Annotated in this window: 23 protein-coding genes; 6 read left to right on the top strand and 17 right to left on the bottom strand. The window is 37.8% G+C overall.

All coding sequences use genetic code 11. From position 1 onward, the window contains the following. Position 1 precedes the first annotated feature (1 nt). On the bottom strand, positions 2-3,547 hold the full coding sequence (mfd, locus tag FC81_RS04870) for a transcription-repair coupling factor (RefSeq protein WP_057743636.1): 3,546 nt from the start codon (positions 3,545-3,547) through the stop codon (positions 2-4). Between the two features lie 27 nt (positions 3,548-3,574). Beyond that, positions 3,575-4,138 (bottom strand): aminoacyl-tRNA hydrolase, encoded by a 564-nt coding sequence (pth, locus tag FC81_RS04865; protein WP_057743634.1) that lies wholly within the window; start codon positions 4,136-4,138, stop codon positions 3,575-3,577. 283 nt (positions 4,139-4,421) lie between these two features. On the opposite strand from pth, the gene FC81_RS04860 reads away from it, so the two are divergent. Continuing rightward, positions 4,422-5,393 (top strand): L-lactate dehydrogenase, encoded by a 972-nt coding sequence (locus FC81_RS04860; RefSeq protein ID WP_057743631.1) that lies wholly within the window; start codon positions 4,422-4,424, stop codon positions 5,391-5,393. A 172-nt stretch (positions 5,394-5,565) separates the two neighbouring features. After that, positions 5,566-6,201, top strand: coding sequence for a cyclic di-AMP binding protein CbpA (gene cbpA / locus FC81_RS04855; RefSeq protein ID WP_057743628.1), 636 nt, complete (start codon positions 5,566-5,568; stop codon positions 6,199-6,201). Between the two features lie 221 nt (positions 6,202-6,422). Here cbpA and FC81_RS04850 read toward each other — a convergent pair whose 3' ends face one another. From FC81_RS04850 to FC81_RS04805, 10 genes are all read right to left on the bottom strand, one after another. Beyond that, positions 6,423-6,788 (bottom strand): type II toxin-antitoxin system PemK/MazF family toxin, encoded by a 366-nt coding sequence (locus FC81_RS04850; RefSeq protein ID WP_057743625.1) that lies wholly within the window; start codon positions 6,786-6,788, stop codon positions 6,423-6,425. A gap of 9 nt (positions 6,789-6,797) precedes the next feature. Then, the gene (locus FC81_RS04845) at positions 6,798-7,055 is read right to left on the bottom strand and encodes a hypothetical protein (protein WP_057743623.1); all 258 of its coding nucleotides are present in this window, start codon (positions 7,053-7,055) and stop codon (positions 6,798-6,800) included. Between the two features lie 67 nt (positions 7,056-7,122). Then, on the bottom strand, positions 7,123-8,238 hold the full coding sequence (alr, locus tag FC81_RS04840; RefSeq protein WP_057743621.1) for an alanine racemase: 1,116 nt from the start codon (positions 8,236-8,238) through the stop codon (positions 7,123-7,125). Next, positions 8,231-8,623: a holo-ACP synthase gene (gene acpS, locus FC81_RS04835; RefSeq protein WP_057743619.1), complete on the bottom strand. Its 393-nt coding sequence runs from the start codon at positions 8,621-8,623 to the stop codon at positions 8,231-8,233. Before acpS ends, alr begins: the two co-directional genes overlap by 8 nt. Before the next feature lie 202 nt (positions 8,624-8,825). Beyond that, positions 8,826-10,316 (bottom strand): degradosome RNA helicase CshA, encoded by a 1,491-nt coding sequence (cshA, locus tag FC81_RS04830; protein ID WP_057743617.1) that lies wholly within the window; start codon positions 10,314-10,316, stop codon positions 8,826-8,828. Between the two features lie 39 nt (positions 10,317-10,355). Further along, the gene (locus FC81_RS04825) at positions 10,356-11,735 is read right to left on the bottom strand and encodes a UDP-N-acetylmuramoyl-tripeptide--D-alanyl-D-alanine ligase (RefSeq protein ID WP_057743614.1); all 1,380 of its coding nucleotides are present in this window, start codon (positions 11,733-11,735) and stop codon (positions 10,356-10,358) included. 298 nt (positions 11,736-12,033) lie between these two features. Continuing rightward, the gene (locus tag FC81_RS04820; protein WP_057743611.1) at positions 12,034-12,816 is read right to left on the bottom strand and encodes a hypothetical protein; all 783 of its coding nucleotides are present in this window, start codon (positions 12,814-12,816) and stop codon (positions 12,034-12,036) included. Between the two features lie 29 nt (positions 12,817-12,845). Next, positions 12,846-13,736 (bottom strand): zinc metalloprotease HtpX, encoded by an 891-nt coding sequence (gene htpX, locus FC81_RS04815; RefSeq protein ID WP_057743608.1) that lies wholly within the window; start codon positions 13,734-13,736, stop codon positions 12,846-12,848. A gap of 27 nt (positions 13,737-13,763) precedes the next feature. Next, positions 13,764-14,318, bottom strand: coding sequence for a LemA family protein (locus FC81_RS04810; RefSeq protein WP_057743605.1), 555 nt, complete (start codon positions 14,316-14,318; stop codon positions 13,764-13,766). Between the two features lie 575 nt (positions 14,319-14,893). Next, positions 14,894-15,334: a GNAT family N-acetyltransferase gene (locus FC81_RS04805; protein ID WP_057743602.1), complete on the bottom strand. Its 441-nt coding sequence runs from the start codon at positions 15,332-15,334 to the stop codon at positions 14,894-14,896. Positions 15,335-15,415: 81 nt separating this feature from the next. Here FC81_RS04805 and FC81_RS04800 point away from each other — a divergent pair, with 81 nt between their 5' ends. Both FC81_RS04800 and FC81_RS11040 read left to right on the top strand, forming a co-directional pair. Continuing rightward, positions 15,416-16,291 carry an alpha/beta hydrolase gene (locus FC81_RS04800; RefSeq protein ID WP_057743599.1) on the top strand — a complete coding sequence of 292 codons (876 nt, stop codon included), beginning with the start codon at positions 15,416-15,418 and terminating at the stop codon, positions 16,289-16,291. 95 nt (positions 16,292-16,386) lie between these two features. Continuing rightward, on the top strand, positions 16,387-16,524 hold the full coding sequence (locus tag FC81_RS11040) for a hypothetical protein (protein WP_164477447.1): 138 nt from the start codon (positions 16,387-16,389) through the stop codon (positions 16,522-16,524). Between the two features lie 164 nt (positions 16,525-16,688). On the opposite strand, the gene FC81_RS04795 is transcribed toward FC81_RS11040, so the two are convergent. Together FC81_RS04795 and FC81_RS04790 are read right to left on the bottom strand one after the other, a co-directional pair. Then, complete coding sequence (locus tag FC81_RS04795; protein WP_235804632.1) at positions 16,689-17,477, bottom strand: TIGR02452 family protein; 789 nt, start codon at positions 17,475-17,477, stop codon at positions 16,689-16,691. A 293-nt stretch (positions 17,478-17,770) separates the two neighbouring features. Beyond that, positions 17,771-19,078 (bottom strand): NCS2 family permease, encoded by a 1,308-nt coding sequence (locus FC81_RS04790; protein WP_057743596.1) that lies wholly within the window; start codon positions 19,076-19,078, stop codon positions 17,771-17,773. A gap of 223 nt (positions 19,079-19,301) precedes the next feature. Between FC81_RS04790 and FC81_RS04785 the strand changes: the two genes are divergently transcribed. Both FC81_RS04785 and FC81_RS04780 read left to right on the top strand, forming a co-directional pair. After that, on the top strand, positions 19,302-21,677 hold the full coding sequence (locus FC81_RS04785; protein WP_057743593.1) for a helicase C-terminal domain-containing protein: 2,376 nt from the start codon (positions 19,302-19,304) through the stop codon (positions 21,675-21,677). Positions 21,678-21,692: 15 nt separating this feature from the next. Continuing rightward, positions 21,693-22,916 (top strand): multidrug efflux MFS transporter, encoded by a 1,224-nt coding sequence (locus FC81_RS04780; RefSeq protein ID WP_057743591.1) that lies wholly within the window; start codon positions 21,693-21,695, stop codon positions 22,914-22,916. 101 nt (positions 22,917-23,017) lie between these two features. Here the strand turns inward: FC81_RS04780 and FC81_RS04775 are convergent, their stop codons facing one another. From FC81_RS04775 to FC81_RS04765, 3 genes are all read right to left on the bottom strand, one after another. Continuing rightward, positions 23,018-23,269 (bottom strand): type B 50S ribosomal protein L31, encoded by a 252-nt coding sequence (locus FC81_RS04775; protein WP_057743588.1) that lies wholly within the window; start codon positions 23,267-23,269, stop codon positions 23,018-23,020. 97 nt (positions 23,270-23,366) lie between these two features. Beyond that, complete coding sequence (rho, locus tag FC81_RS04770) at positions 23,367-24,656, bottom strand: transcription termination factor Rho (RefSeq protein ID WP_057743585.1); 1,290 nt, start codon at positions 24,654-24,656, stop codon at positions 23,367-23,369. 45 nt (positions 24,657-24,701) lie between these two features. After that, on the bottom strand, positions 24,702-25,982 hold the full coding sequence (locus FC81_RS04765) for a UDP-N-acetylglucosamine 1-carboxyvinyltransferase (RefSeq protein ID WP_057743582.1): 1,281 nt from the start codon (positions 25,980-25,982) through the stop codon (positions 24,702-24,704). Positions 25,983-26,050 lie beyond the last annotated feature (68 nt).

Raw genomic sequence — 26,050 nt, 5'->3', positions numbered from 1 at the left:
CCTACTTAGTCCTCGTTGCCTTTTCTAGCTTTGCAGAAACTTCTTGCGCTAAAAATTGTACAATTTTTTGAAGTGCTCCCAGTATTGTATTGATATTATCTTTAGGCTGAATAATAAGTACAACTCTCATTTCATCTGCCTCTGAACCAATCGTTGCCTGTAATTTTGTTTTTGAAATAGCTTGAAGTAAGTCTTTAGCATTGATGTATTGCATTGCAGATCGCGTAAGAACTACTTTTATCTTGTTTTTTGTTTGTGTAATTAATTTGATTAACGCATTATCCGCATTCATTTTCAGCAACCCAATTTGCAGCAAATTAGTTACTTCTGCTGGATAGTCACCAAAACGGTCTATTAGATCCGTTTGGACTTCTTCATACTGCGCCTTACTTTCAAAACTTCGAATACGCTTATACATCTCGATTTTTTGACGCTGGTCATCGATATAAGCAGTTGGCAGATATGCTTCCAGTTCCAAATTGATTTCACAGTCAGTTCGTGGTCGTTTAGCTTTCCCTTGCTTCTTAGAAACAGCATCCTTTAACATCTGGGTATATAAATCATATCCGACGGAATCAATAAAACCATGCTGCTGCTTTCCTAATAGATTCCCCGCTCCTCTGATCGATAGATCACGCATCGCTATTTTAAATCCCGAGCCCAGTTCTGTAAAATCCTTAATAGCTTCAAGCCGTTTCTCGCTGATTTCTGTCAAAACCTTATTTTGTTGGTACATAAAATAAGCATACGCAACACGATTACTTCGACCAACACGACCTCTTAACTGGTAGAGCTGAGCTAATCCCATATGGTCAGCATTTTCAACCAACAATGTATTAACATTAGGGATATCAACCCCTGTCTCAATAATAGTCGTGGTCACTAATACATCATACTCTCCGGCAATAAAATCAACTAATACTCGTTCAAGTTGAACTTCGGTCATCTGTCCATGAATATAAGCAATTCGTGCATCTGGTATCAGCGCTTTTAATTCACTGACAACTTTTTCAATATCAGCTACCCGATTATGAAGATAAAAAACCTGTCCACCACGATCAAGCTCTCGTTCAATTGCATCAACAATTGTTCCATAATTCTGCTCAATCACGTAAGTCTGGATAGGATACCGATTCATAGGTGCCGTTTCAATTACTGAAAGATCTCGAACCCCTAACATTGACATATTCAGTGTTCGTGGGATCGGCGTTGCTGTTAGTGTTAAAACATCAACCTGTGCTTTTAGTTTCTTCAACCGTTCTTTATGTTTAACCCCAAAGCGCTGTTCTTCATCGACTAATAGTAATCCTAAATCGGCAAATTTAACATCTTGTGAGAGAAGACGGTGCGTCCCAACAATAATATCTAAGGTTCCAGTCCTAAGATCGTTTAAAGTTTGTTTAATCTGCTTGGACGAGCTAAAACGTGATAAAATCCCGACACTAACTGGGAAACCTTCAAAACGGCTAAGCATCGTTTCATAATGTTGCTGTGCAAGAACAGTCGTTGGAACTAAGAAAGCAACTTGTTTTCTATCCTGGATCGCTTTAAAAGCTGCACGTAAAGCCACTTCGGTTTTTCCATAACCGACATCTCCAATCAATAGACGATCCATGGGATGCTGTTGCTCCATATCACGTTTGATTTCTATAGCACTACGCAGCTGATCAGGTGTCTCAGCGTATGGAAATGCATCTTCAAACTCCGTCTGATAGTCATTATCCTTGGAAAAAGCGTGTCCACTCATTTCCTCTCTCTGCGCATATAATTCCACTAATTCATCCGCAATATCTTCAATTTTAGCAGCAACACTTTTCTTAGTTTTATGCCACTCACTTCCGCCCAACTTATTGATATGCGGTGTTTTTGACTCTGAAGAAACATATTTTTGAATACGATCAATTTGTGATACAGGAATAAAAAGTTTAGCCTCATCACGATATTTAATCGTTAGGTAATCTTGATGTTTTCCAGCTACCACCATCGTTTTCATTCCCATAAAACGTCCAATACCATGGTTAATGTGTACGACATAGTCACCTTTTTTTAACTCAGTATAGCTTTTTAAGCGCTCCGTATTAGCCATCGTTTGATGTCTGATACGTCTTTTAGCTATTTTCTTAAATAGCTCATGTTCCGTAAGGACGACTAAATGCCCTTCTGGAAATTCAAAACCACCAGACAGATTTCCTTGGACAACTTGTATTTCTGTTTCTTGCACAGCACTAGTTCCAGTCATGATAGCCGTAATATCAAAATCTTCTAATGTCTGTAAAACCTTCGTCAACCGTTCTTTCTCTGGAATAGCAACGACTACTGTTTGTTTTTGCTGAGTCCAACGGTCCATCTCTGTTTTTAAAAGTGGCATTTGTCCAAAGAACTGCTGCGTCGCTCGAACGGTTAAATTAAGCTGCTGCTTAAATCTAAGTCGACCCATCCCCTTTGGAAAAAGAGACATGAAGACATCATTATGGCGATCATCGCGGACAAGTGGATGTAAATCCAAAGTCCATTGTTCTCCCGAAAAAACTGTTCCTCGTTTTAATTGCTCTACCATCCAGTTACTAGTCTCAACGTTTAGTGATTCCTGTGTTTCTAGTAAATGCTGATAATCATCGATAAGCACTAGACTATCTTCATCCAGATAATTTAGTAAACTACTCTTTTGTGGGAATAAAAATTCACTGTGCACCAAAGCTGTCGGGATAATTTGTAGTTGCTTCAAAGCGGTCATTACTTGTTGATAGTGACTTTCAAGTCGTTTCTGCTGTTCAACCTCTTTTAACCGCTGCTGTTCTTTTTTATAAGCTTTGTTGATCCGCTGCAGTGCAGCAGGAAGCATCTCCTTCGTTATAATTAAATCTTTAGCAGGCAAAATTAAGACATCAGACTTGTTTTGAATACTTCGTTGGTCTGCAGCATTAAACTCCCTGATGGAATCAATTTCCTCATCAAAAAAATCAATTCTAACTGGATTAACTTGATTTAATGGAAAAATGTCTACGATCGATCCGCGGATAGCAAAATCTCCGGGCTTATCAACCAACTTTTGCCGCTGATAACCTAGTGCAGCTATCTTAGCAGGAAGTTCTTCCAAAGCCTCTTCTTGTCCGACCTTCAACTCTAACCTTAAGCCTGCCCAAATATCTACTGGAGGTAAAATTCGCCGTAACCCTGCTGCTGTAGTAATAATAACTTGAGCTTTTTTTTGCGTACACAGCGCATTTAAAGCCTGTACTCTTGCACCTCTAAACTCAGGTGAGCTAGTTGCCGTTTGGGCAGCAGTAGCTTCTTCAACCGGAAATAAAAAAACATCTTCCTTACCAAGAATCTCATTTAAATCAACTTCAAGTTGTTCAGCATGATGAAGAGTATCGGTTACAACCAGCATTGTCTTCTTTTTTTCTGCAAACAACCCTGCCAAGAAGATAGTTTTTGAAGAAGACAATAATCCCGTCACAAGATGGCGGGTACTTTCAGTAGGCTTAATGTTAGTAATCCACTCTGATACCTTCGGGGTCTTCAACATCAGATCTTCCAATTTCATTTTAATTTAAACTCCTTATCACGAGGTTTACTTACGATTATATTTATTCATCGTCTTTGCAAAATCATTTTCAGCAAGCCAATTGTCTAATGCCGCTGTTGCATGAATAATCCCGTCCTCCAACTGCTCTTCTTGCTGGGCTGCAAATCTTGTAAGCACCCAATCTACAACACTCTGCTTTTGAGGATGATCTATTCCAATACGAATCCGTTTAAATTTCTCCGTCCCTAGGTGAGCGATAATACTTTTTATTCCATTATGTCCACCTGCTGACCCCCGTTGTCGTAATCGTAACTGTCCGACTGGCAGATCCATGTCATCATGAATAACGATAAAATCTGCTACATCTATCCCGAAGTAATCAAGTAACGGTCCAACACTACGTCCAGATTCATTCATGTAAGTTGACGGTTTAGCTAGCAGAATCTTCTCACCGTTAAGAAATAGCTCAGCAATTGCTGCTTCACATTTTGTCTTAGTAAAGGCTACATTATTCTGTTTTGCAAACTCGTCTATTGTCATAAAGCCAACATTATGCTTTGTTCCTTCATATTTTTTACCAATATTACCTAACCCAACGATTAGTTTCATTCTCTACTCCTCCAAAAAAAGTCCTACTTATTTTATGAAAAATTTAATGTAAACAGGTTCACAAATCACTCAGCTGCTTTTTTAATAAATGAAATAAAAGCACGAAAAAGCGGGCTAAACATTTTACGTTTACCCTTAAAAGTAGCTAACATATTTTTCTAATAGTATAGCATACATTCACTTAAAGACTGGAAAAATTGTTTGAAAACTGCTACACATTTTTCTGAAAAACGTGTTATACTATCACTGTGTTAAATAGTTCACTATGAAAGGATGAATTACTGTGTCAAAAACACGAAATCATCAAAAAGTTATTTTAGTCGGCGACGGTGCCGTTGGTTCTAGTTATGCTTATGCAATGGCTCTTCAAGGTGTTGCTGAAGAATTTGGAATCGTTGACGTTGTTAAAGAAAGAACAGAAGGAGATGCTCTGGACTTAGCTGATGCAACTGCATTATCTTATCCAAAGAGAATCTACTCAGCTGAATACTCAGATTGCAAAGATGCAAACTTAGTTGTTATTACAGCTGGTGCTCCTCAAAAGCCTGGTGAAACTCGTCTTGATTTGGTTAACAAGAACCTTAAGATCTTATCAAGTATTGTTAAACCAATTGTTGATTCTGGCTTTGATGGTATTTTCCTTGTAGCTGCTAACCCTGTTGATATCTTAACATATGCAACATGGAAATTCTCTGGTTTCCCTAAGGACAAGGTTATCGGTTCTGGTACATCATTAGATACTTCACGTCTTCGTGTTGCTCTTGGAGAATTGATGGGTATTCAGGATCCTCGTTCAGTCCATGCTTATATCATGGGTGAACATGGTGATTCAGAATTTGCTGCATTCTCTGCTGCAACAGTTGGTGGTCTTCCTGTCTTAGATTGGGCTAAGAAAAACAACGTTTCTAAAGACCAATTGGATAAACTTGAAGATGATGTTCGGAATAAAGCTTATGAGATCATTAGTAAGAAGGGTGCAACTTTCTACGGTGTTGCAACTGCCTTAGCACGTATTTCTAAAGCTATCTTACGTGATGAAGATGCTGTTTTACCTGTTTCTGCATATATGGAAGGTCAATACGGCTTAAACGATATCTACATTGGTACACCTGCTGTTGTTAATGGCAACGGACTTGAAAAGATCCTTGAAGTACCTTTGAACGATGAAGAAGCTAAAAAGATGACAGATTCTGCTGCAACTTTGAAAAAAGTTCTTAATGACGGCTTAAAGAATCTTGAAAGAATGCTTAATTAAACTGTAAGTAACGGAAACTGAGGCATTTATGTCTCAGTTTTTTTTAGGCTAAATTAAGTTTAAATTATTTTATTTAATGAACAATTTATTAAATTTATGCTTTTATTATTAAATACCTTTTTTTTATGATAAGATAATATGAGAATAATTTAATTAAACGGAGGATACCATCTTGTTATTCAAAACACTTATCAAACCCAAAAAGGATTTAACAACGGTCCGTGAAGATATAACATTAGAACAAGCTTTAACTGTTCTTGAAGAATCTGGTTACCGTTGCGTTCCCATTTTAGATAAAACCGGTCAAATTTTTAGAGGGAACATTTATAAAATGCATATTTACCGCCATAAATCTCGTGGTGGTGATATGTCGCTTCCTGTTACCTATCTTTTAAAAAATGCAACTAAGTTTATCACTTTAGACTCAGCCTTTTTTAATATTTTCTTTTCAATCAAGGATCTCCCATACATCACTGTCCTAGATGAACATAACTTTTTCTATGGCATCTTAACGCATTCAAGCTTGCTAAATATGCTTTCACAATCATGGAATGTTGAAATCGGTAGTTACGTTTTGACCGTTGTCTCTTCCGGTGATCGTGGTGATTTAGTTGAAATGGCTAAAATTATAACTAAATATACCTCTATTGCTAGTTGTATTACTTTAGATGTTAAAGCAACAGAATTAGTTAGACGAAGTTTATTCACACTTCCCGCAGGTGTCAGTGAACAGAAACTTGATAAAATTGTAGCTAATTTAGAACGTAAGAACTTTAAAGTCCCTGAGATTGAAAACTTAAGAGCCTGATTATAGAAGAAAACAGTTTTTTCTAAGTAACTTATCCACTGATGATAAGCTATAAATGTGCTACGCTTGTATATAAATTACCTAGTAAAAAAGATAAACTAAGCCAAATATATGACTTAGTTTATCTTTTTTAGATAACTTTAATTGCTGCCGGGTACTTTTTGCACAGCATCTATAAACAAATATTAAGCCCGTGGCGCCAAACTTTTCCTACTAATACTTTATTTATGTATACTAGCCAGTCCTAGACTGACTCTTAATGCATGATTAATCTCATTCATACCTTGTTCATCAATATGTGTTACTTTGTCTTTCAATCTTTGTTTATCGATCGTTCGTACTTGCTCAAGCAAAACAACGGAATCCTTTTCAATTCCCGTCTTAGTTGCCGCTAGCCCAACATGTGTTGGCATTTTAGGCTTTTGAATCTTAGCTGTAATCGCTGCTACAATCACAGTTGGACTATACCGATTTCCAATATTATTTTGAATAATCAGAACAGGTCGCATACCTCCTTGTTCTGAGCCCACAACTGGTGATAAATCGGCATAAAAAATATCTCCTCGTTTAACATCTTCAGTTGTCATATAAAACCTCTATCTTTTCTTTTCAAACTCCGTTTCGCATTCACAACCCACAAGTTCATCACAGATTTTTTTGTTCAGTGGTCCCATTTCTTTATACCCGGCAATCAATGCATCTAGAATCTGATGATGATTTTCGACATATTCCGCAACTACTTTATCTTCTTCCAGTTCACGTTGGTCAATTGCATAGAATTCGCAATAAAGAGCCTTACGTTCATTATTATCAATAATTAAATCATCTATTACATTTTTCAAATGATAAGTCATCTCTGGCAGCCTCCACAAGCTCATGCTAGTAATATATGATAACACATTCTCTTAAAAAAGAATATCCTTAAATATATTTCCGCTGAACTCTCTGTGAAATTCCACAGAGAACTTCATAGTGAATCGTCTGCGCATAATCAGCCACATCTTGTGCTGTAATACTTTTACCATGATCCTCACCAATTAGGGTTACAGTTGTCCCTAGCTTAAATGCCTCAGGTACTTTGACCATAATCTGATCCATACATACACGCCCCACGATTTCACAGTAATAACCATCAATCAGCACCTTAAATCCTTGCATTCTTCTTGGCCAACCATCCGCATATCCAATAGGAACTGTTGCTATCCATTCAGGTTTGGTTGCAGTATATGTCTTTCCATACCCCACAGAATCTCCCGCTGAGATCTCCTTAATAGCTACTATTTCACTTTTTAACGATAAAGCTGCGGTAAACTCTTTAGGTAGCTTAAGTTCTGATCCTGAGGGATTTAAACCGTACATCGCAATTCCAAAACGAACAGCATTACCACCGCATTCACGATGCCATAATGCCGCCGCAGAGTTAGCTACATGTACAAAAGGAGGTTTATTTTTAACAATCGACATCAGTTCCTTAAAATTAGTAAGTTGCTTTTTATAGTAACTATCATCTGCTGAATCAGCCGTCGCAAAATGAGTAAAGATCCCTTCAAAAATAAAACATTCTTTTTGGCTTATAATAAATGTAACTGCTTTTTTAAGTTCTTCCTTACTCCTAAAACCGATTCGACCCATACCTGTATCCAATGCTAGGTGTACTCGCAATTTTCCTTTAGTTGTTTTTAAATAATCAAGTGCATCATGTAAATATTGGACTTCTCCTACTGCAACTGAGATTTTCTTTTCAGCCAATACGCCTGCCTGATCTGCTGGTGTAACTCCTAAAATTAGGATCGTGTCAGTTATCCCTGCTTGCCGCAAAACGAGCGCTTCATCAACAATCGCCACACAAAAGCCATTGGCCCCAGCTTTTTTTGCCGCATGTGCGACTGGGATAATGCCATGACCGTACGCATTAGCCTTAACCACCGCAAAAAGTTTTTGCTGCTTATCCATTCTTTTTCGTTCAGCCTTAACATTATTCTCAATCATTCTAAGATTAATAACTGCTTCAGTATTACGATGATTTCCCTCAACCATTTTCAGCATCTTCTCTCATCTCTGGTTTATATTCTAAAATAACTTCTGTCATCACTAATTCTGCTGTATGTGATATTGAGATATGTCCCAATAAATTATCAGCCGGATGCATTGTTAGTTTGGGCTTCCCCGTCTCTTCATTATTTAATATTTCAATTTCATGGAAAGTAGCTTGCTTGCCAATACCAGTCCCCAACGCTTTACTATATGATTCTTTTGCTGAAAAACGACCCGCCAAGAATTCGTTCTTACGTCGGTAGCTTAACCTTTCAAAAAACTTTTGTTCATTTTCTGTTAGAATCATTTTAACAAAACTCTGATGTCTCTTCCAAGCTTTTTCAACTCTTGCGATATCCGTGATATCGACCCCAATTCCATAAATCACGACCAGTCAGCCTCCATAATTTCTTTTTCAAGAAAAACTAAGAACTCATTTAATTCTAAAATAATTTTGGCAAATCTATTTATTATCCTACCATATTCAAACATATTAAAAAAGAAGCTGAATTCACTCCTCTTCAACTTCTTCTATTTATTATATTTGCAATTTAACTGCTCTTTATACTACTTTACAGAAGTAACTAGCTCTAGTTATTTTTAGAACGAATAGTATATTTACGCTTGCTCTTCTGACGGCGGTTAAATTTATCACGGTTCTTTTCTTTTTTACCTTTGTGGTTATTATTGTTATCCTTATGTGAATAACTCTTCTTGTTGTATCGTCCACCACCATGATTGAAATGCTTAGACTTTCGACGTGGTAAAGGTCGTTCAGGTGTTATTTTCACCGGAACTTCATTAGCAGCATCTTTAGTCATCTCATTTAAAAGTGCAGAGACAAGATCAACAGCTTCGTATTCTTTTAATAACTCTTCAGCTTTTTTAGCAAACATTGAAGTATCTGTCTTTTTGACTAAATCTTCAATATTATCTACAGCTGATGAGATCTGACCGATAAAAGCTTCACGCTCTGTTGGTGGCTTAAGTGAACTCATTCGTTTCTTAGTCAACTTTTCAATCACACGTAAATAATCCATCTCATTTGGTGTAACAAAGGTCACTGAAACACCATGGTGTCCTGCACGTCCCGTCCGTCCAATACGATGAACATAACTTTCTGGATCCTGAGGGATATCATAGTTATAAACATGCGTTACACCCGAAATATCCAACCCACGGGCCGCGACATCCGTTGCTACCAAGATATCAAGTTTTCCAGCTTTAAATTGTCGTAGAATACTCATTCTGCGTTGCTGAGATAAGTCACCATGAATTCCCTTAGCATTATAGCCACGAGCTTCTAAGCCTTTGGACAACTCATCAACACGCCGTTTGGTTCTACCAAAAACAATCGTTAGTTCAGGTGCCTGAACATCCAGAATACGTGTCATAGTATCGAACTTTTCAAAATCGCGTGCACGTACATAAAATTGATCAACTAAGTCTGTTGTTAACTCTTTAGCCTTAATTTTTACAACCTTAGGATCTGTCATGAATTTCTCGCCAATCTTCAATATCGCTGGTGGCATCGTTGCCGAGAAAAGCAATGTTTGACGTTTAGCTGGTGTCTCATGAATGATACTTTCAATATCATCAACAAAACCCATATCCAGCATTTCATCTGCTTCGTCTAAAATAACTGTTTTAACATTTTTTAAACTAACCGTGCGACGACGAATATGGTCAAGCAACCGTCCTGGAGTCCCCACCAAAACTTGTGGTGCACGTTTTAAAGCATTAATCTGACGACGAATGTCTGCTCCACCATAAACGACTTGCACTTTTGCGCGTTGATCTTTTCCCAGTCTGAACAATTCTTCTTGGGTTTGAATAGCAAGCTCACGTGTTGGTGAAATAACAATGGCTTGAATTGACTTTTCTTTAGGGTCAATATGCTGCAAGACCGGCAATCCAAAGGCTGCTGTTTTCCCTGTCCCTGTTTGTGCCTGTCCAATAACATCATTACCCTTTAAAACTAATGGAATCGTTTCAGCTTGAATTGGTGTAGCTTCCTCGAAACCGCTTCGTTTTATAGCTTTCAGTAAATTATCTGAAAGACCTAATTCTGTAAATTTCAAAAAAAAATTCCTCCTAAATTATCTCTATAATCAATAAAACTATTTTCTTAAAGCCTCTAAGACCTTTTCTAAATGGATTCCATGACTTCCCTTTAGCATAACAATATCATCAGCAGTAATACTTTCTTTTAATTCATGGATTAACTGTTCTTTATGATCTGCTGGGTATAAATGAACCCTTGTATCCGAAAACTTATCAGTCAAATTCGCAGCTAAAGCTGCAACTTTATTTCCGCATAAAAAGACTGCAGCTATCTTTTCAGGATCCAAAACATCAGCTAGTTCCGCATGTAACTGATTAGACAACCTACCTAACTCCAGCATATCACCTAAAACAACATACCGTTGTCCCCTCGTTTTAACTCTTAAGAAAGCTTGCAATACCATTTTGGCAGCAGTTGGGTTGGAATTATAAACATCACTTAAAATTTTTTCACCTTGGTTCCCCTGAACCCACTGCGTACGATTTTGCGTTAAATCAAAGTTTGCGAGCGCAGTTACCATTTTTTCAACCGGTATTCTAAAATGATCTCCTACACTTAAGGCGGCTAATGCATTACCAACATTATAAGTCCCTAAAATATGAATGATAAAATTATAATCAGGCCAATTTTTAACCCTAAAACTTGTACTACTCTCATCACCGACAATATTTAAAGCTTGTACATCATTTTTAGCCTCGCTGCCAAAAGTATACGCAGGTTGCTCAATTGCTTTTACCCGCTGCCGCAACAAAGGCTCATCTCCATTATAAACTAAAATACCGTCTTCTTTAAGACCATGTGTAATTTCCATCTTAGCATCAGCTATTTTATCTCTCGTTCCAAAGAACTCGATATGTGCTTCACCGATCATCGTAATAACTGCAACATCTGGTTCAACAAGCCGGCTCAGTTTATCCAATTCTCCAAAATGATCCATTCCCATCTCCACAACAAGCGCTTCTGTATTAGGCTCCATTCCCAGAATTGTCATCGGAACTCCAATGTGGTTATTAAAGTTAGCCTGTGTTTTTCGGACATTAAACTGTGTCTTAAGAATCGCTGCAATCATATCTTTAGTCGTTGTTTTGCCATTACTGCCCGTTACCGCAACAACCTTCGGATTTATCTTATGAAGATAATAACCAGCTAAATCCTGTAAAGCTTGCAAGCTATTTTCAACGTCCAGCAGAGGAAACGCACTGCTGTTCTCTGGCAATCTATCATGGTCCTCTTGCCACAAGGACGCCACTGCACCTTTCTCTACTGCTTTGGCAATATAATTATGTCCATCTTGCTTACCCACAAGAGGAATAAAAAGTGCACCTGGTTTCAGTGTCCGTGTATCAAATGATACGCTTGTGACAATTATTTTCTCCCATTCATCGATCGACTGCACTTGTAGTGCTTTCGCAATCTCTGCTAATCGCATCTTCATGTGACTATCTTCCTTTCTTCACATCAGCGAAAAACAATAATGCCTGAACTTAAATCATGCTAAAAAAATGTCCAGCATCTATTTCTTATTATCTAACTATGAGTACCTCATAATCTCCACCGATATTTAATCCCTTGTTATTGTATCACAAAATTGGATAACACTTTAAAACAAAATAAATATGAGCTGGATAATTACACCATCACTATTGCTGTCAGTTTTCGACTCATTGACAACAACAACCTATGCCATAAGTATAATTCTCCATCTCATATCCTTTAACCTCTAACTAAGAAGCTTAGAAATCCAAAGTATCCTCAAATGCTTGCGGTGAGAGCACTTCAAGCTCCCACATTCTAGTATTTAGATGATACTTTAAATTACCAACAACTTTAGATTTTTCAACAAGCATTGTTGGTTCATGCCATTTTAATTGGTAGACTGAATCTGGTGCTATTAAAATAGGTACTTTCGCTTCTTGACCTTTAATCTTTGCTCCACCAAAATCAAAGACTACCCCATTAATCATTAATGAGAACATTTGTTTAGCAAGCTCTGTTGGAAAATCAATAAATTTATACCGTAACCTCAAAAAACTCTTCTTCTCACGGTAAACTTCAGCAAGATGTCCTGTTAAACATTTAGCTAGAACCTTGTAAAACTGCGGTAAATTTCGATAATAGACCTTTTTTGCCCCATTAGGCAGGGTTAGATATACGTAATTATTCTGCAGTTTGTAGTAAAAAGGCGATTTTAAATGTGTATATGCGTGCCCAAGATATAGGAGTTCAGAGACCTCAGTTGGTGTTAAGGCTTCAATATCATAAGCATTATCAAAATCAATCCATTCCTGGTTCTTATTTTGTTTATCAGTTAGATAGCTTCTAACATCATCGATTCCAATATACATATTAAAACCTGAATAAATATCGATTTCTTGGTTTGGATCAACCGGCCCTAGTGATAGTAAGTTAGTAGGCAGCATTTCAACTCCTGCCATAAAGTTTTTTACTGAAATGCCATATGATAATGTAAGGTGTGAAACTCGTTCAAGATAGACATACACAATATTATCTCGCATTAAATTTCCTCTATTTCTACAAAAAATAATTACATTCTTTGCAACCTAGCAATTCTTTCAGCTGTAGGTGGATGTGTATCAAAAAGATGTGTCCATGATCCTTTTTTGAATGGATTAGAAATATATAAAGACGAGCTACTAGCATCCGCTGCTTTCATCGGCTCACTCTGCGAAATCTTTTCAAGTGCGCTAATCAATCCCTGCGGATTACGAGTTAGTTCAACTCCAGAAGCATCTGCTAAAAACTCACGGTTACGTGATAAAGCCATCTGTGCTAATGAAGCCGCAACTGGTCCCAGCACAAGCATTAACACCGATATAGCCAACATTATGATATTACTACCATTACCGCCTTCGTTGTCACGTCTTCTTCCGCCACCCCACCAAAATGAATTGAAACCAATATTAACTAGCATTGAGATAACTGCTACTAAAGCAAGTGCTGTTGTCTGTAATCTAATATCATAATTACGTACATGGGAGATCTCATGTGCAATAACACCCTCAAGTTCTTCACGATTAAGACGCATCATCAGTCCCTTGGTTACTGCAACTGCTGAATGTTCCGGATCTCTACCAGTGGCAAACGCATTGGGACTAGCATCATCAATAATAAAGACTCGCGGCATTGGGACCTTTCCGACAAGTGCCATATCTTCGATAATGTGCCATAATTCAGAGTACTGATCTGCACTCTTGATTTCATGTGCATTATTCATCCCCATCACGACGTCAGTTGAGCGCAACAACATCATTATCATATAAAAGGCACCAATAACTGCCGCCATAATAATCCCTGCGACATAACTATTAAAAAAGACATAGCCCAGTGATGCACCAATCGCTATTACTAACAGGAAAAAAGCAACCATCACATACACTGTTCGTCGTTTATTCCTTGCTATTTGCTGAAATAACATTCTTTACGCCTCCTACGGAAAAGTTAACTAAAATGAAACCTTTGGAGCTTCTTTTTCTTCTGTAGGAACTTCAAGATAATTAACTTTACCCATCCCATGAATCTTAGCAATAAAGTTAGAAGGAAATGTCATTAATTTCTGATTAAAACTAGCAGCACTGGAATTAAACAACTGACGTGAATAAGCGATTTTATTCTCAGTATTAGTTAATTCTTCCATCAACTTAGTAAATTCTTGATTGGCCTTTAAATCAGGATAGCTCTCAGCTAATGCAAAAATAGATTTTAATGCCCCTGTTAATTGATTAGAGACCTCCATCTTCTGTTGATGGTCATCATTTGGAACCTGTGTCATCTGATTACGTAGCTCAACAACCTTGGCAAAAGTCTCTTTTTCATGCGCTGCATAACCCTTAGTAGTTTCAACCAAGTTAGGGATTAAATCATTACGTCGTTTCAACTGAACATCAATCTGACTCCAAGACTCTTCAGTGTAGACCTTTGCTGTTTGCAAGCCATTATACACCGCAACATATACTATTCCTAAAATAACCAGTATTACTATTAAAATAATCCAGACCATCTTTTGACCTCCATTGGCAGTCATACTCAAAAACGAGTAACTGCACTAATATTAAAAAACTATTAGCTGTTGAGAAATAAAAAGTCTCCTCCAACAACCACTACTAATAACTTAATAATACCAAATTCCTTAACCTTAATAAAGCTACACTACTCATGATTGTAGAATTATTTAAATAATCTTATTAAATTTTAAGTATACCCTGTCTTAGCCTTGGCTATTACTTATAAATCCAGTCTGTTTATAATGCGTAATCCCATACAAGCAGTAATATTTTTCTCTCAAAAACTAACTTTATATACCACTTCCAGATGTTCTTTGAAAGATATAAAAAAAGCTGTCTCCAAACATTAGTTTAGAGACAGCTTTTGCAGTATTCGACAATTGTCAAATAAACTAGGTGTACTCCACAATACATACTAGTAAACACGCTAGAATACGCTAGCATCTGTGTCCTGCATCGAAATATAACCACTATGCCGCCGCAGCGGAATGATGAACTAGTCATCACCTGGTCTTTCTCGACTCATCGCATGTGTTTCATAATACTCTATTTTATTGATCAATGCAATAATTTATTTAGCAGTCAATCTTTTTTCCATCGTATGGTGTGGAATTCCTGCATCAAGAAACGATGGACCAACGACTCGATAACCTAATGCACGGTAAAATCCCTGCGCTTGATCCTGTGCACCAAGCGTCAGGTAGGGAACTGCCTGTGCCCGTGCCTGTTCCTCAATCTTCTCTAATAACAGCTTGGCACAACCTTGATGCCGATATTCCTTTAAGGTAGCCACTCTTTGAATATGCCAGGCACCATTGCTTTCAGCCATTATTCGTGCTGTTGCAGCAGGCTGCCCCTGTTGGTACGCCACATAGTAACAGGCGGCTTGCTCATTATCGAGCTCTAACTCCTCTGGTACCCCTTGTTCTTTAACAAAGACAGCTTTCCTTATCTGAAGTGCGGCACGGTAAATTGTAGAATCCAATTTAGTTGTTGTTTTTATTTCAAACATTTAGTTTACTCCCTTTTAAATATCAATTGAGGCTCGTATACTTAAAACTGAAATTAAATTTTTGTTTTGTGAGGTAATATAATGGCAAGGCATATGACAAGAAAAAATCATCGTCCCATACAGTTCTCTACACTAACGAGAATAATTGTTGCTGTTGTTTCTTGCGGCTTCGCCTTTCTCTTTTTTGCGAATGAGACAACAACTGACAAAAGCATCTCCTTTACTCCGATAATCCCAACAATTTATGTTCATGGTTATGGTGGAGTATACAATTCAACCGAACATATGATTCAAGCAGCTGAACAAGCGGGAGCAGCCAAAAAGGCTTTAATTGCGCGCGTTGAACCTGACGGTAAAGTTAACTATCAAGGTACATGGAATTTTACACAAAAACACCCTATTATTCAAGTTATCTTCAAAAACAACACTGCTGAGATCCCCACTGAAGCTCGCTGGTTAAATACTATCGTTAATCATCTTCAATCAGCCTACGCCATCTCTGAATTCAACCTAGTTTCACACTCAATGGGCGGCCCTGTAACACTGTACTGGGCTTTACATGAACGTTCAGCTTCTTCACCTACTTTAAAAAAATTTGTTCCTATTGCAGGACCTTTCAATGGTGTTATTTATATCGATGATACACCAAACACAAATAACCTTACCTCGTCGGGGAATCCAAAACTGCAAAACTCTGCTTACCGTAGTTATTACCGTGCTCGGATGCACTTTCCAACTGAAACAAAGATCTTAAATATTTATGGTAATCTAGAAGACGGTTCTAATTCCGACAGTCTAGTTACGAATGTTTCAGCACGTTCATTGGCTTATCTCTTACAAAAGCATGTGACCTCTTATAAAGAATTAATGATCAAGGGGCCTAATGCCCGGCACTCGCAACTGCATAATAATGCCGAGGTCAATCGTGCGGTCATTAGATTTCTATGGAATCGCTAATATTTATCTATTTTAATTTTCACTTATTTGGACTACAATTAGCAATGGAAGTAAAATTCCATTAGTGTGGATTTCAACGGAAAGAGGCGAAGACGATGTCGAAAAAGTTAAGTAAAGAAGAACGTAAGGCAATGGCTCGCAAAGCTCTGGAGGACCGCGCAAAACAACCTAAACAGGCTGCTGGATCAGGTTTTGCCAAGCTCGATGCTGATGCCAAAAGTTTGCATAATTAGTCTACTAAAAACAGCATCTTTTGTTGGCTAAACCCGACGTTAAGATAACTGCTTTTTCATGCCTAATCAAAAAGGTAGGAAGCTAAGCCAAAGATTCTTTTGACCCAGCTTCCTATCTTTGGCTTCTAACAGAAGAATCTACCGTTTATCTATACACTTCTTATTTAACGGAACACTTCCTCAAAAGCTGCTAAGCTTACTGGGTTAGCTAAAATGTCAAAATAGATATCTATAAAACTGCCTATGAATTCGGGACGTCCAAGAACCTCCTTAAAAATAGTTGCCACCATAACAGGATCATTGCCAAAGGCTCCGCATCCAAAAGCGCCCAGGATCAAAATACGATCGCCAGCTAGTTTAAACTGGCGAATAGTTTGAATGATTTTTTGCGTGAGGTCATCATGGACTCTATTCCAATCAATGACCATCCCATTTTTCTTCATCGCGCTCACATTTGGCGCTGCCAGACTAAGAATATCCAGGTATTTTTCACCTTTGATAAGTTTTAACTCTGTTTCATCATGAATTATTTTAATATGCTTTGCAAAAATCATCTTAGCATTATAATAATATTCACGTGGTTTCTGTCTATTCTCCAAATAATAACTTCTTCGGTACTTAAGTAGTTCAGGATATAGAAAACTATTTCGACAAATCGTTTGTTCCTGTGCATTGATGCCTTCTAAAAAATTTCCACCCGGACTAGTAGGACTGGCAAAATTTAACAGCCCAACTTTTTCCTTTTCACCAACTGTTTCCTTTATTCGAAATAAAATATTTTCATCCATCACATGTACTTTAGTTATAACCTGTTTAATTCGTACAGCTGGCAATTCTTTCAACGGTTCAGCAATCAATTGTGATTCCTGTTTAACCGTCGTCATCTCAATCTGATATAAATTCATTGTATGATGTCCGATCGCCTGCAGTCTTTCTTTTTGTACATTCTTCAAACTGACCTCGCCTGCTTCCTTCCAATAATTTGTCTTATCTTTCTTATTACTCGGACCCAATCCAACTTGTAAAAGTCAACCACTTAATTTTAGCAATTTCATATATTACTGTACACTTTTTATGCTTATCTTAAATTATAGTACTTTTAATATTTTAAAGAACAATTCAAATAACTTTACACAAAATACTATCTCTCTAATTAAAAAAGAACTGACTCAAATGTTAACCTTTGAGTCAGTTCCTTACCTATTTCTAAATAGGATATTTCTATAAATTAAAATCTCTACTCTTGCTAGTTATTTAAAATCCACAGGAAGCCTAAGAAGACAAAGAATAAAAGGTACATGATCGGATGAACTTCTTTACCTCTCTTCGCTGCAATCATTGTCACAGGATACGCAATAATCCCCAAGGCTAAACCATCAGAGATACTATATGTTAACGGCATTCCCAACAATATCAAGAATGAAGGAATCGCGATCTCCATCTTCTCCCATTCAATATGTTTCATACTTTGTGCCATCAAAACACCAACAATTATCAAAGCTGGTGCTGTTACCTGACTAGTCACTACGGCTAAAAGTGGTGAGAAGAATATTCCAAAAATGAAAAGAATACCTGTTGTAACAGCAGTTAGTCCTGAACGCCCCCCAACAGCAATTCCTGCTGAAGATTCAACATAAGCACCAACTGGAGATGTTCCTAATAATGAACCAGCAAGCATTGCTGTTGAATCAGAAAGTAACGCCTTACCAACACGCGGCATCTTGTTATTTTTCATAAAACCAGCCTGCTGTGCTAACCCAACTAACGTTCCAGCAGTATCAAAGAAAGTGACTAATAGAAAGGTTAAAACAACGACAAATAATTGCATCGTATTAATATCACCAACATGCTGGAGTGCCACTAAAAAAGTTGGTTTTAGACTAGGTGCACCCGAAATAATCGTCGTCGGTAGTTTGATCATTCCTGTTAAGATTCCTAAGATAGACGTAGCTACCATTCCAATAAAGATCCCACCAGGAACACGTTTAACCAGTAAAATAGCTGTAACTACTAATCCAAAGATGGTTAACCAAGTAGTCCCTGCAAAATGTCCCAGTGAAACAATAGTCGATTTGTCAGCAACGATTATTCCGCCATCTTCTAAACCAATAAAAGCAATAAAAAGACCAATTCCAGCTGAGATAGCATACTTTAAATTAGCTGGAATCGCATCAATAATTAGTTCACGTAATTTAAAAACTGTAATTAATAAAAAAATAACTGAAGCAACAAAGACTCCTGCTAAAGCTGTTTGCCACGGAATCTTCATTCCAATACAAACTGAATATGTAAAGAAAGCATTAATTCCCAAAGCGGGTGCAGTTGCAATTGGATATTTTGCGAAAATCCCCATCAAAAAGCAGCCTAATGCACTTGCCAGCGCAGTCGCAGTAAACACAGCACCTTTATCCATCCCCGAAGCTCCCAAAACACTCGGGTTAACAAACAAAATATACGCCATCGAAATAAAAGTTGTAAACCCGGCTAATACTTCTCTGCGCACGGTTGACCCCAACTGATCTATCTCAAAATATGATACTAACTTCTCCTTCAAAGTTATATCTCCCTTTTTACCGAACATTAGTGCTCGGATATTTAGTAATCAATCCTTTATTAATATACTATAGACTATAATTAATGTAAATAGGCGATTATACGTAGATAAATGTTCGCTTTTTACTCAAAATAGTTTGGTTTCAAAAATTGTTTCAGTGTCTTATTTCCGTTATAATATTTCACATGGTCATTTAAGACAACCATTAATGAGGGTATAAAAAATGAAAAATGAACTTGGAATACGAAAATTAATTGAATTTGTTTGGCAAACCGGTGATCTGCACGGAGAACTCTTTAGTAGCGACAACACCGCACTTCAAGGAGCTATTATTCACCGTCATCTTCAAAAAAAATGGGATAAAAGCTATAGCGCTGAATTTAGCTTGCAGACATCTGTTCAAGTCGGCGAACAAACTTACACACTTAACGGACGTGCCGATGGTGTTCATCAAACCAATGGCAGTTATGATCGGGTTATTGAGATAAAAACATCTGCACTAAACTTCGATGACCTTTCACTTGCAAAGCAAAATCTTTATTGGGCACAGTTAAAAATGTACGCTGCTATATTGATAAAAGATACCAAACTTAAACAAATCAAGCTTGAATTAATCTACGTTCAGACAAGCAATGAACAAATCACTCACAAATATGCTATATTAACAAAAAAAGAAGCAGATAAGTTCTTTAATAAAACGATTGCCGTTTTTACTGAATGGGCTAGTTTAAAACAGCGCATGTTCGTTCAACGTAATCACTCTATCTCCAAACTCCACTTTCCATTCAAAGATTACCGTCCACGGCAACACGAGCTTGCTGCCGCGGTCTACAAAACTATCGCAATTCAAAAACGACTCTTTGTTGAGGCCCCTACGGGAACTGGTAAAACAATTTCTACCCTTTTTCCAGCTATCATGGCACTTGGTCAAAATAAGACCACTCGAATTTTCTATCTGACCGCCAAAGAAAGTACCCGACAAGTAGCTGAACAAAGTCTTATGCTATTACAGCAAGAGGGTCTCAAACTCCATAGTATTACACTTACCGCTAAAGAAAAGATAACTTTTGCAGAAGAAAAAGAAATTGAGGATTCTAAAAACCCCTATTTTGTCGGTTATTATGATCGTCTAAAACCGGCGCTTAAAGACATTCTCCAGAATGAGACGCTTATTTCCACGGATATTATCAAAAAATACGCCCAGAAACACATGATCGATCCTTTTGAATTTTCACTTGATGTTAGTTTATTTTGTGATGTTGTTATTGGTGATTACAATTATCTTTTTGATCCGCTTGTTTATTTACAACGTTTTTTCCAGGATTCTGCCCAAGATTATTGTTTCTTAGTTGACGAAGCACACAATCTCGTTGCACGCTCACGTTCTATGTATACTGCTGAGATAAGTTCAGCTCCTTTAAAAAATATACTCATAAAACTTAAGCATTCTACTCCAGCTAAAACTACTAAGAAAATCCAAACTTATTTAGAACGTTTTCAACAAGCATTTACTAAATCAAAAGCAGAATTATCTGCGACTAAAGCTCTAACTAAACTATCGGCTAAGTGTCCCACTACATTTTTAAAGTATGCCCAGCGTTTTATCTTGAAAGTTCAAACTTGGTTGAAACAAAACTCTGAACATCCGTTATTTCAATCACTATTAGATTATTATTTAGCTGTCCATACTTTTATTAAAATCAGCAGTTTTTATAACAAAACTTTTAGGACGAAATTAACTCTAGTTGAAAAAAACGTAGTTATTAAGATTTTTTGTTTAAACCCGAGCTCATTGCTTAACCTAAGTCTTGCTAAAGGGAAAAGCGCCATCTTATTTTCTGCTACATTATCTCCTATCACTTATTATCAAGATGTTCTGGGAGGACAGGATGAAGTACTGGCATACACTTTGTCTTCACCGTTCAAAGCTAAAAAGCTTGGCCTTTTTGTAACACCTAAATTAAATGTCTCTTACCGTTTTCGTGCCCAAAATGAGAGCAGAATTATTGCTGCTTTAACCGCAATGGTTCATGCTAGAAGTGGTAATTATTTAGTTTTCCTCCCCTCCTATGCCTTTCTTAAACAAATTTACACTGCCTTTTCACAAATTAATCCGGACATCAAAACTATTTACCAGGATCTTAATATGACTCCCGAAGCCAAAGCAGCTTTTCTAGCAACATTTAAACGTCAACCACTTGCAAAAGTTACTGGTTTCGCAGTTTTAGGCGGTAGTTTTGCAGAGGGGATAGACCTCAAAGGGGATGCACTTTCAGGTGTAGCAATCATTAGTGTTGGTCTGCCAGCTTTTAATGAAGAGACTGAAGAACTCAAAGAATTCTTTGAACAAACATATGCTAGCGGTTTTGAATATGCCTATCAATTACCCGGTTTTAATAATGTTTTACAAGCTGCTGGCCGTGTCATTCGCGGCATGAATGATACTGGTGTTCTCCTTCTACTAGATCAACGCTTTAACACTAAACGTTACACACGTTTATTTCCCGCTCACTGGCAGCACTATCAGCAAAGTTATTCACTCGACCAATTAAAAAAACAACTAGCCTTTTTTTGGAAATACGTTAATTCTAATTATTGAGGGGAGAATTGCTTTATGTTAGCTAAAATAAAACATTTCGTCTTGCGTCCGCGACGACGCTGGGAAAAAAACCTCATCATTCTTTGGTTTGGAACTTTCATGGCTGGCATTGCTTTTAGCCTAGTAATGCCCTTTTTATCGCTCTACATTGACACTTTAGGGACTTTTTCAACAAGCCAGTTAAATTTTTACAGTGGGATAACTTATGCTTCAACATTTCTTGTTACTGCAATTATTTCACCTATTTGGGGACGTCTCGCTGACCGTAAGGGCCGTAAACTGATGATTCTGCGTGCTTCTTTAGGAATGGCTTTTGTAATTGGGTTAATGGGGCTTGTAACTAACATTTACCAGTTAATCTTCCTACGGCTTATTCAAGGTGTCTTTTCTGGTTATATCAGTAACGCTAACGCACTAGTTGCAACTGAAACGCCTAAAGACCAAAGTGGTAAAGCACTTGGAATACTAACAACCGGGTCTGTCAGCGGAACCCTGTTCGGCCCCTTCGTTGGTGGCGTTATCGCAGCTCTTTTCGGCTACCGAGTTACCTTTTTCATAACGGGTGCTATCCTTATTCTTGTCTTTTTGCTCAGTGCTTTTTTTGTCCATGAAACCTATCAACCTGCAAGTAGCGGGCCTTTAAAAAAATCCTGGGATATTTTTAAAGGATTACGCGATACTAAGTTAGTAATTGGCATGTTGGTTGCAACTTTTCTGATTCAGTTAGGTAATTTTTCTATTAGTCCTATCATTAGTTTATATGTTCGTGAAATTATGCATAACAGCGGTCCGATTACAATTGCGAGTGGCCTAGTTGTGTCAATACCTGGGGTAGCAACGCTATTAGCCGCCCCACGACTAGGTATTTTGGGTGATAAAATAGGGACTACACGTATCCTCAAACTCGGGATGCTCTTCGCCGTTATCGTTTTTCTTCCAATGGCTTTTGTCATCAATATTTGGCAATTCGGCTTCTTGCGTTTTTTAATCGGTATTTCCAACGCCGCCATGTTGCCTGCTGTTCAAACCCTATTAGCAAAAAATACCCCTACGGCTGCGACTGGCCGGATCTTCAGCTATAATCAATCTTTTCAAGCATTAGGCAGTGTTGCTGGCCCACTTATTGGTTCCAGTATTTCAGGTATTTGGGATTACAACGGTGTCTTTATTTCAACAGCTCTTATTCTTTTTTTGGGGCTTCTCTGGGTCAACTTCGCAACTAAGTCGAAAAATACCTAGTCAGCCTAATACGTAACTATTATGTTAAAAAACTTCAAAACAAAAAGGCTGGATCAAAGTATACTTTGACCCAACCTTTTTTAAAATAAATAAAAATTTTCTTATTTGTTTGTAAAACCATATTTCTTGTTGAAACGATCCACACGTCCATCGGCTTGGGTAAACTTTTGACGTCCTGTGTAGAAGGGATGGGAATCACATGAAATTTCAACACGAATCAATGGATAAGTATTGCCATCTTCCCATTTGATTGTTTCTTCTGTGTTCTTTGTCGAACCAGAGATAAACTTATAACCTGTTGCTGAATCTTGAAAAACGACTTTATGATAGTCTGGATGAATTCCTGGTTTCATTATATTACTCTCCTTTGCCCTGAATCATTTGCTGAATCAGAGTTATTCTTAGTACCACAACTCAAGATATTGTATCATGAAAAAGTAGTCCATGCAATTACCTTTTTTGATTATCTGCCCGCTCAGCTAGCTTAATGGTCAAATTTTCAATAAATTCTTGATTATTTTTAGTTTGTTTTAATGCCTTAACAACTTGCTCAGTATTCCTGAGAACATCATTGGGCAATGACTTACGTAATTTCCACATAAAGTCCAGAATATCCTTACTTAATAGCAATTCTTCTTTACGCGTACCTGACCGTTTCAAGTCAACTGCTGGGAAGAGCCGTCGTTCAGCTAGATCACGCGTTAGATGCAGTTCTTGATTCCCAGTCCCCTTAAATTCTTCATAGATGACATCATCCATCCGACTTCCTGTATCAACTAAAGAAGTCGCCAAGATAGTTAAACTGCCGCCTTCTTCAATATTACGTGCTGCACCAAAGAACTTTTTAGGTTTAAACAACGCAGCTGGATCTATCCCACCTGAAAGGGTCCTACCACTTGGGGGAACAATTAAGTTGTAGGCACGTGCCAGCCTAGTCAGTGAATCAAGCAAAATAATAACATCCTGCTTGTCTTCAACCAGTCTCATTGCCCGTTCAAGTACTAGTTCAGAAACACGGACATGGTTCTCAGGCTTTTGATCAAAAGTTGAATAAACAACTTCACCATTAACAGTCCGCTCTAGATCAGTGACTTCTTCTGGGCGTTCATCAATTAATAATAGAATCAGTTTTGCTTGTGGATAGTTCTTGCTAATTCCGTTTGCAATCGACTTTAATAAACTTGTTTTACCTGCTTTAGGCGGAGCAACGATTAATCCTCGCTGGCCAAAACCGATCGGTGCAAATAGGTCTAGGATACGCGTTGCCAACTGTGTTCGTGTTGTTTCAAGAAGTAGCTGCTTATCTGGATACAATGGTGTTAAAGCAGGAAAATGGGGGCGTTGCTTGGCCTCTTCCGGATGTTTTCCGTTAACACTGTCAACATGCATTAAACCATAATAACGCTCTTTAGGCTTTGGAGGGCGTGCTTTCCCCGCGACCAAGTCACCATTACGTAGACCAAAACGCCTGATTTGAGAAGATGAAATGTATATGTCTTCTTGCGAAGAACCATAGTTGATTGGCCGTAAAAACCCGTATCCGTCTTGTTGTGTAGTTATATCTAAAACACCAGCCATGTAGTAGAACCCTTGTTCTTGTGCCTGCGCTCTAATTATAGCAAGTGAGAGCTCTTTTTTATTCATTTGACTATAATACGGTATCTTAAATTCGCGTGCATAGCCGTAAATTTCTTTTAATGTTTTGTCCTTTAAATCAACTAACGTTAGATTTTCCGTAATACTCTCCCCTTCAAGCTTGATTCACCACGCATTATTTGCTGATGGTTAATCCTCTGAATCAGTATTCTTTTCAATAATCTGAACATCAACGGATAGTCCACGCAACTTCGCTACGATCCGTTCGTAACCGCGCAGAATGTTCTCAGCTTTAACGATCATCGTTGTTCCATTCGACATTAATGCTAGACCTAACAAAGAAACACCTGCACGAATCTCACTTGCTTCAACCGTTGTTCCTCGCAGCATATCAGAATAGCCAACCGTAATAATACCGTTATTACTTGAAATATTACCGCCCATTCGCTGCATCTCTGGAACATGCTTGATCCTTTCAGGATATAATGTATCAATAATCTTGCTTTCACCATGTGCCTTCATCAATAGAGGTGTTATCGGCTGCTGTAAATCAGTTGCGAAGCCTGGAAAAGGAGCTGTCTTAACTGTGACAGGTGTCAACTTTCCCCCACCTCTGACATAGATACTATCTTCATTGACTTCAAGATAAACTCCCATTTCAACCAACTTAGCGATAAATGGTTCGAGATGTTCTGTTATGACATTTTTAACTAAAACGCCATCACCATTTGCAGCCGCAAATGCTAAATAGGTTCCCGCTTCGATTCGGTCAGGAATAATAGTATGGGTATTAGTTGCCTTAAGACTGTCAACACCCTTGATTCGAATTACATCCGTTCCCGCCCCACGGATTTGGGCACCCATATTATTTAGAAATGTTGCTAAATCAACTATTTCTGGTTCCTTAGCAGCATTCTCAATAATTGTTGTCCCTTTAGCCTTAACAGCTGCTAAAAGAACGTTAATGGTTGCACCGACAGAAACGATATCAAAGAAAATCCGTGCTCCATGCAAGCCAGCAGCACCGGTCTTGATATGGACAGCATCATTTTGTTCAAGCACTTTTGCACCTAAGGCCTCAAAACCCTTAATATGCTGATCAATGGGACGCGGACCAATATTATCACCACCCGGGAACCCAACAACAGCTTCACCAAAACGACCTAACAACGCGCCCATAAAATAATATGACGCACGCAAACTCTTAATTGCTCCACCTGGCAGCGGAACCTTATTTATTTTAGTAGGATCAACATACAACTCTCCATGATTAAATGTTGATGTAACATTCATCGACTTTAAAATTAACATTAAGTTATGTACATCCAAGATATCAGGAACAGAATCAAATGTAACTGGCGTATCCGCTAAAATTGCGGCCGGGATAAGGGCAACTGTACTATTTTTGGCTCCGCCGATTGTAACTTCGCCTGACAGTTTTTGCCCTCCCTTAATAATCATTTTTTTCATTTTTTATAAATCCTCACTCGACTATTAAACAATAAAAAGTATTCGAAAAAGCAATGTACGCTAACATA

The organism is Liquorilactobacillus capillatus DSM 19910 (genome assembly GCF_001434915.1).
Classification (GTDB): domain Bacteria; phylum Bacillota; class Bacilli; order Lactobacillales; family Lactobacillaceae; genus Liquorilactobacillus; species Liquorilactobacillus capillatus.
The sequence above is the reverse complement of the archived record's forward strand: the minus strand, read 5'-3'. Positions and strand labels throughout refer to the sequence as shown.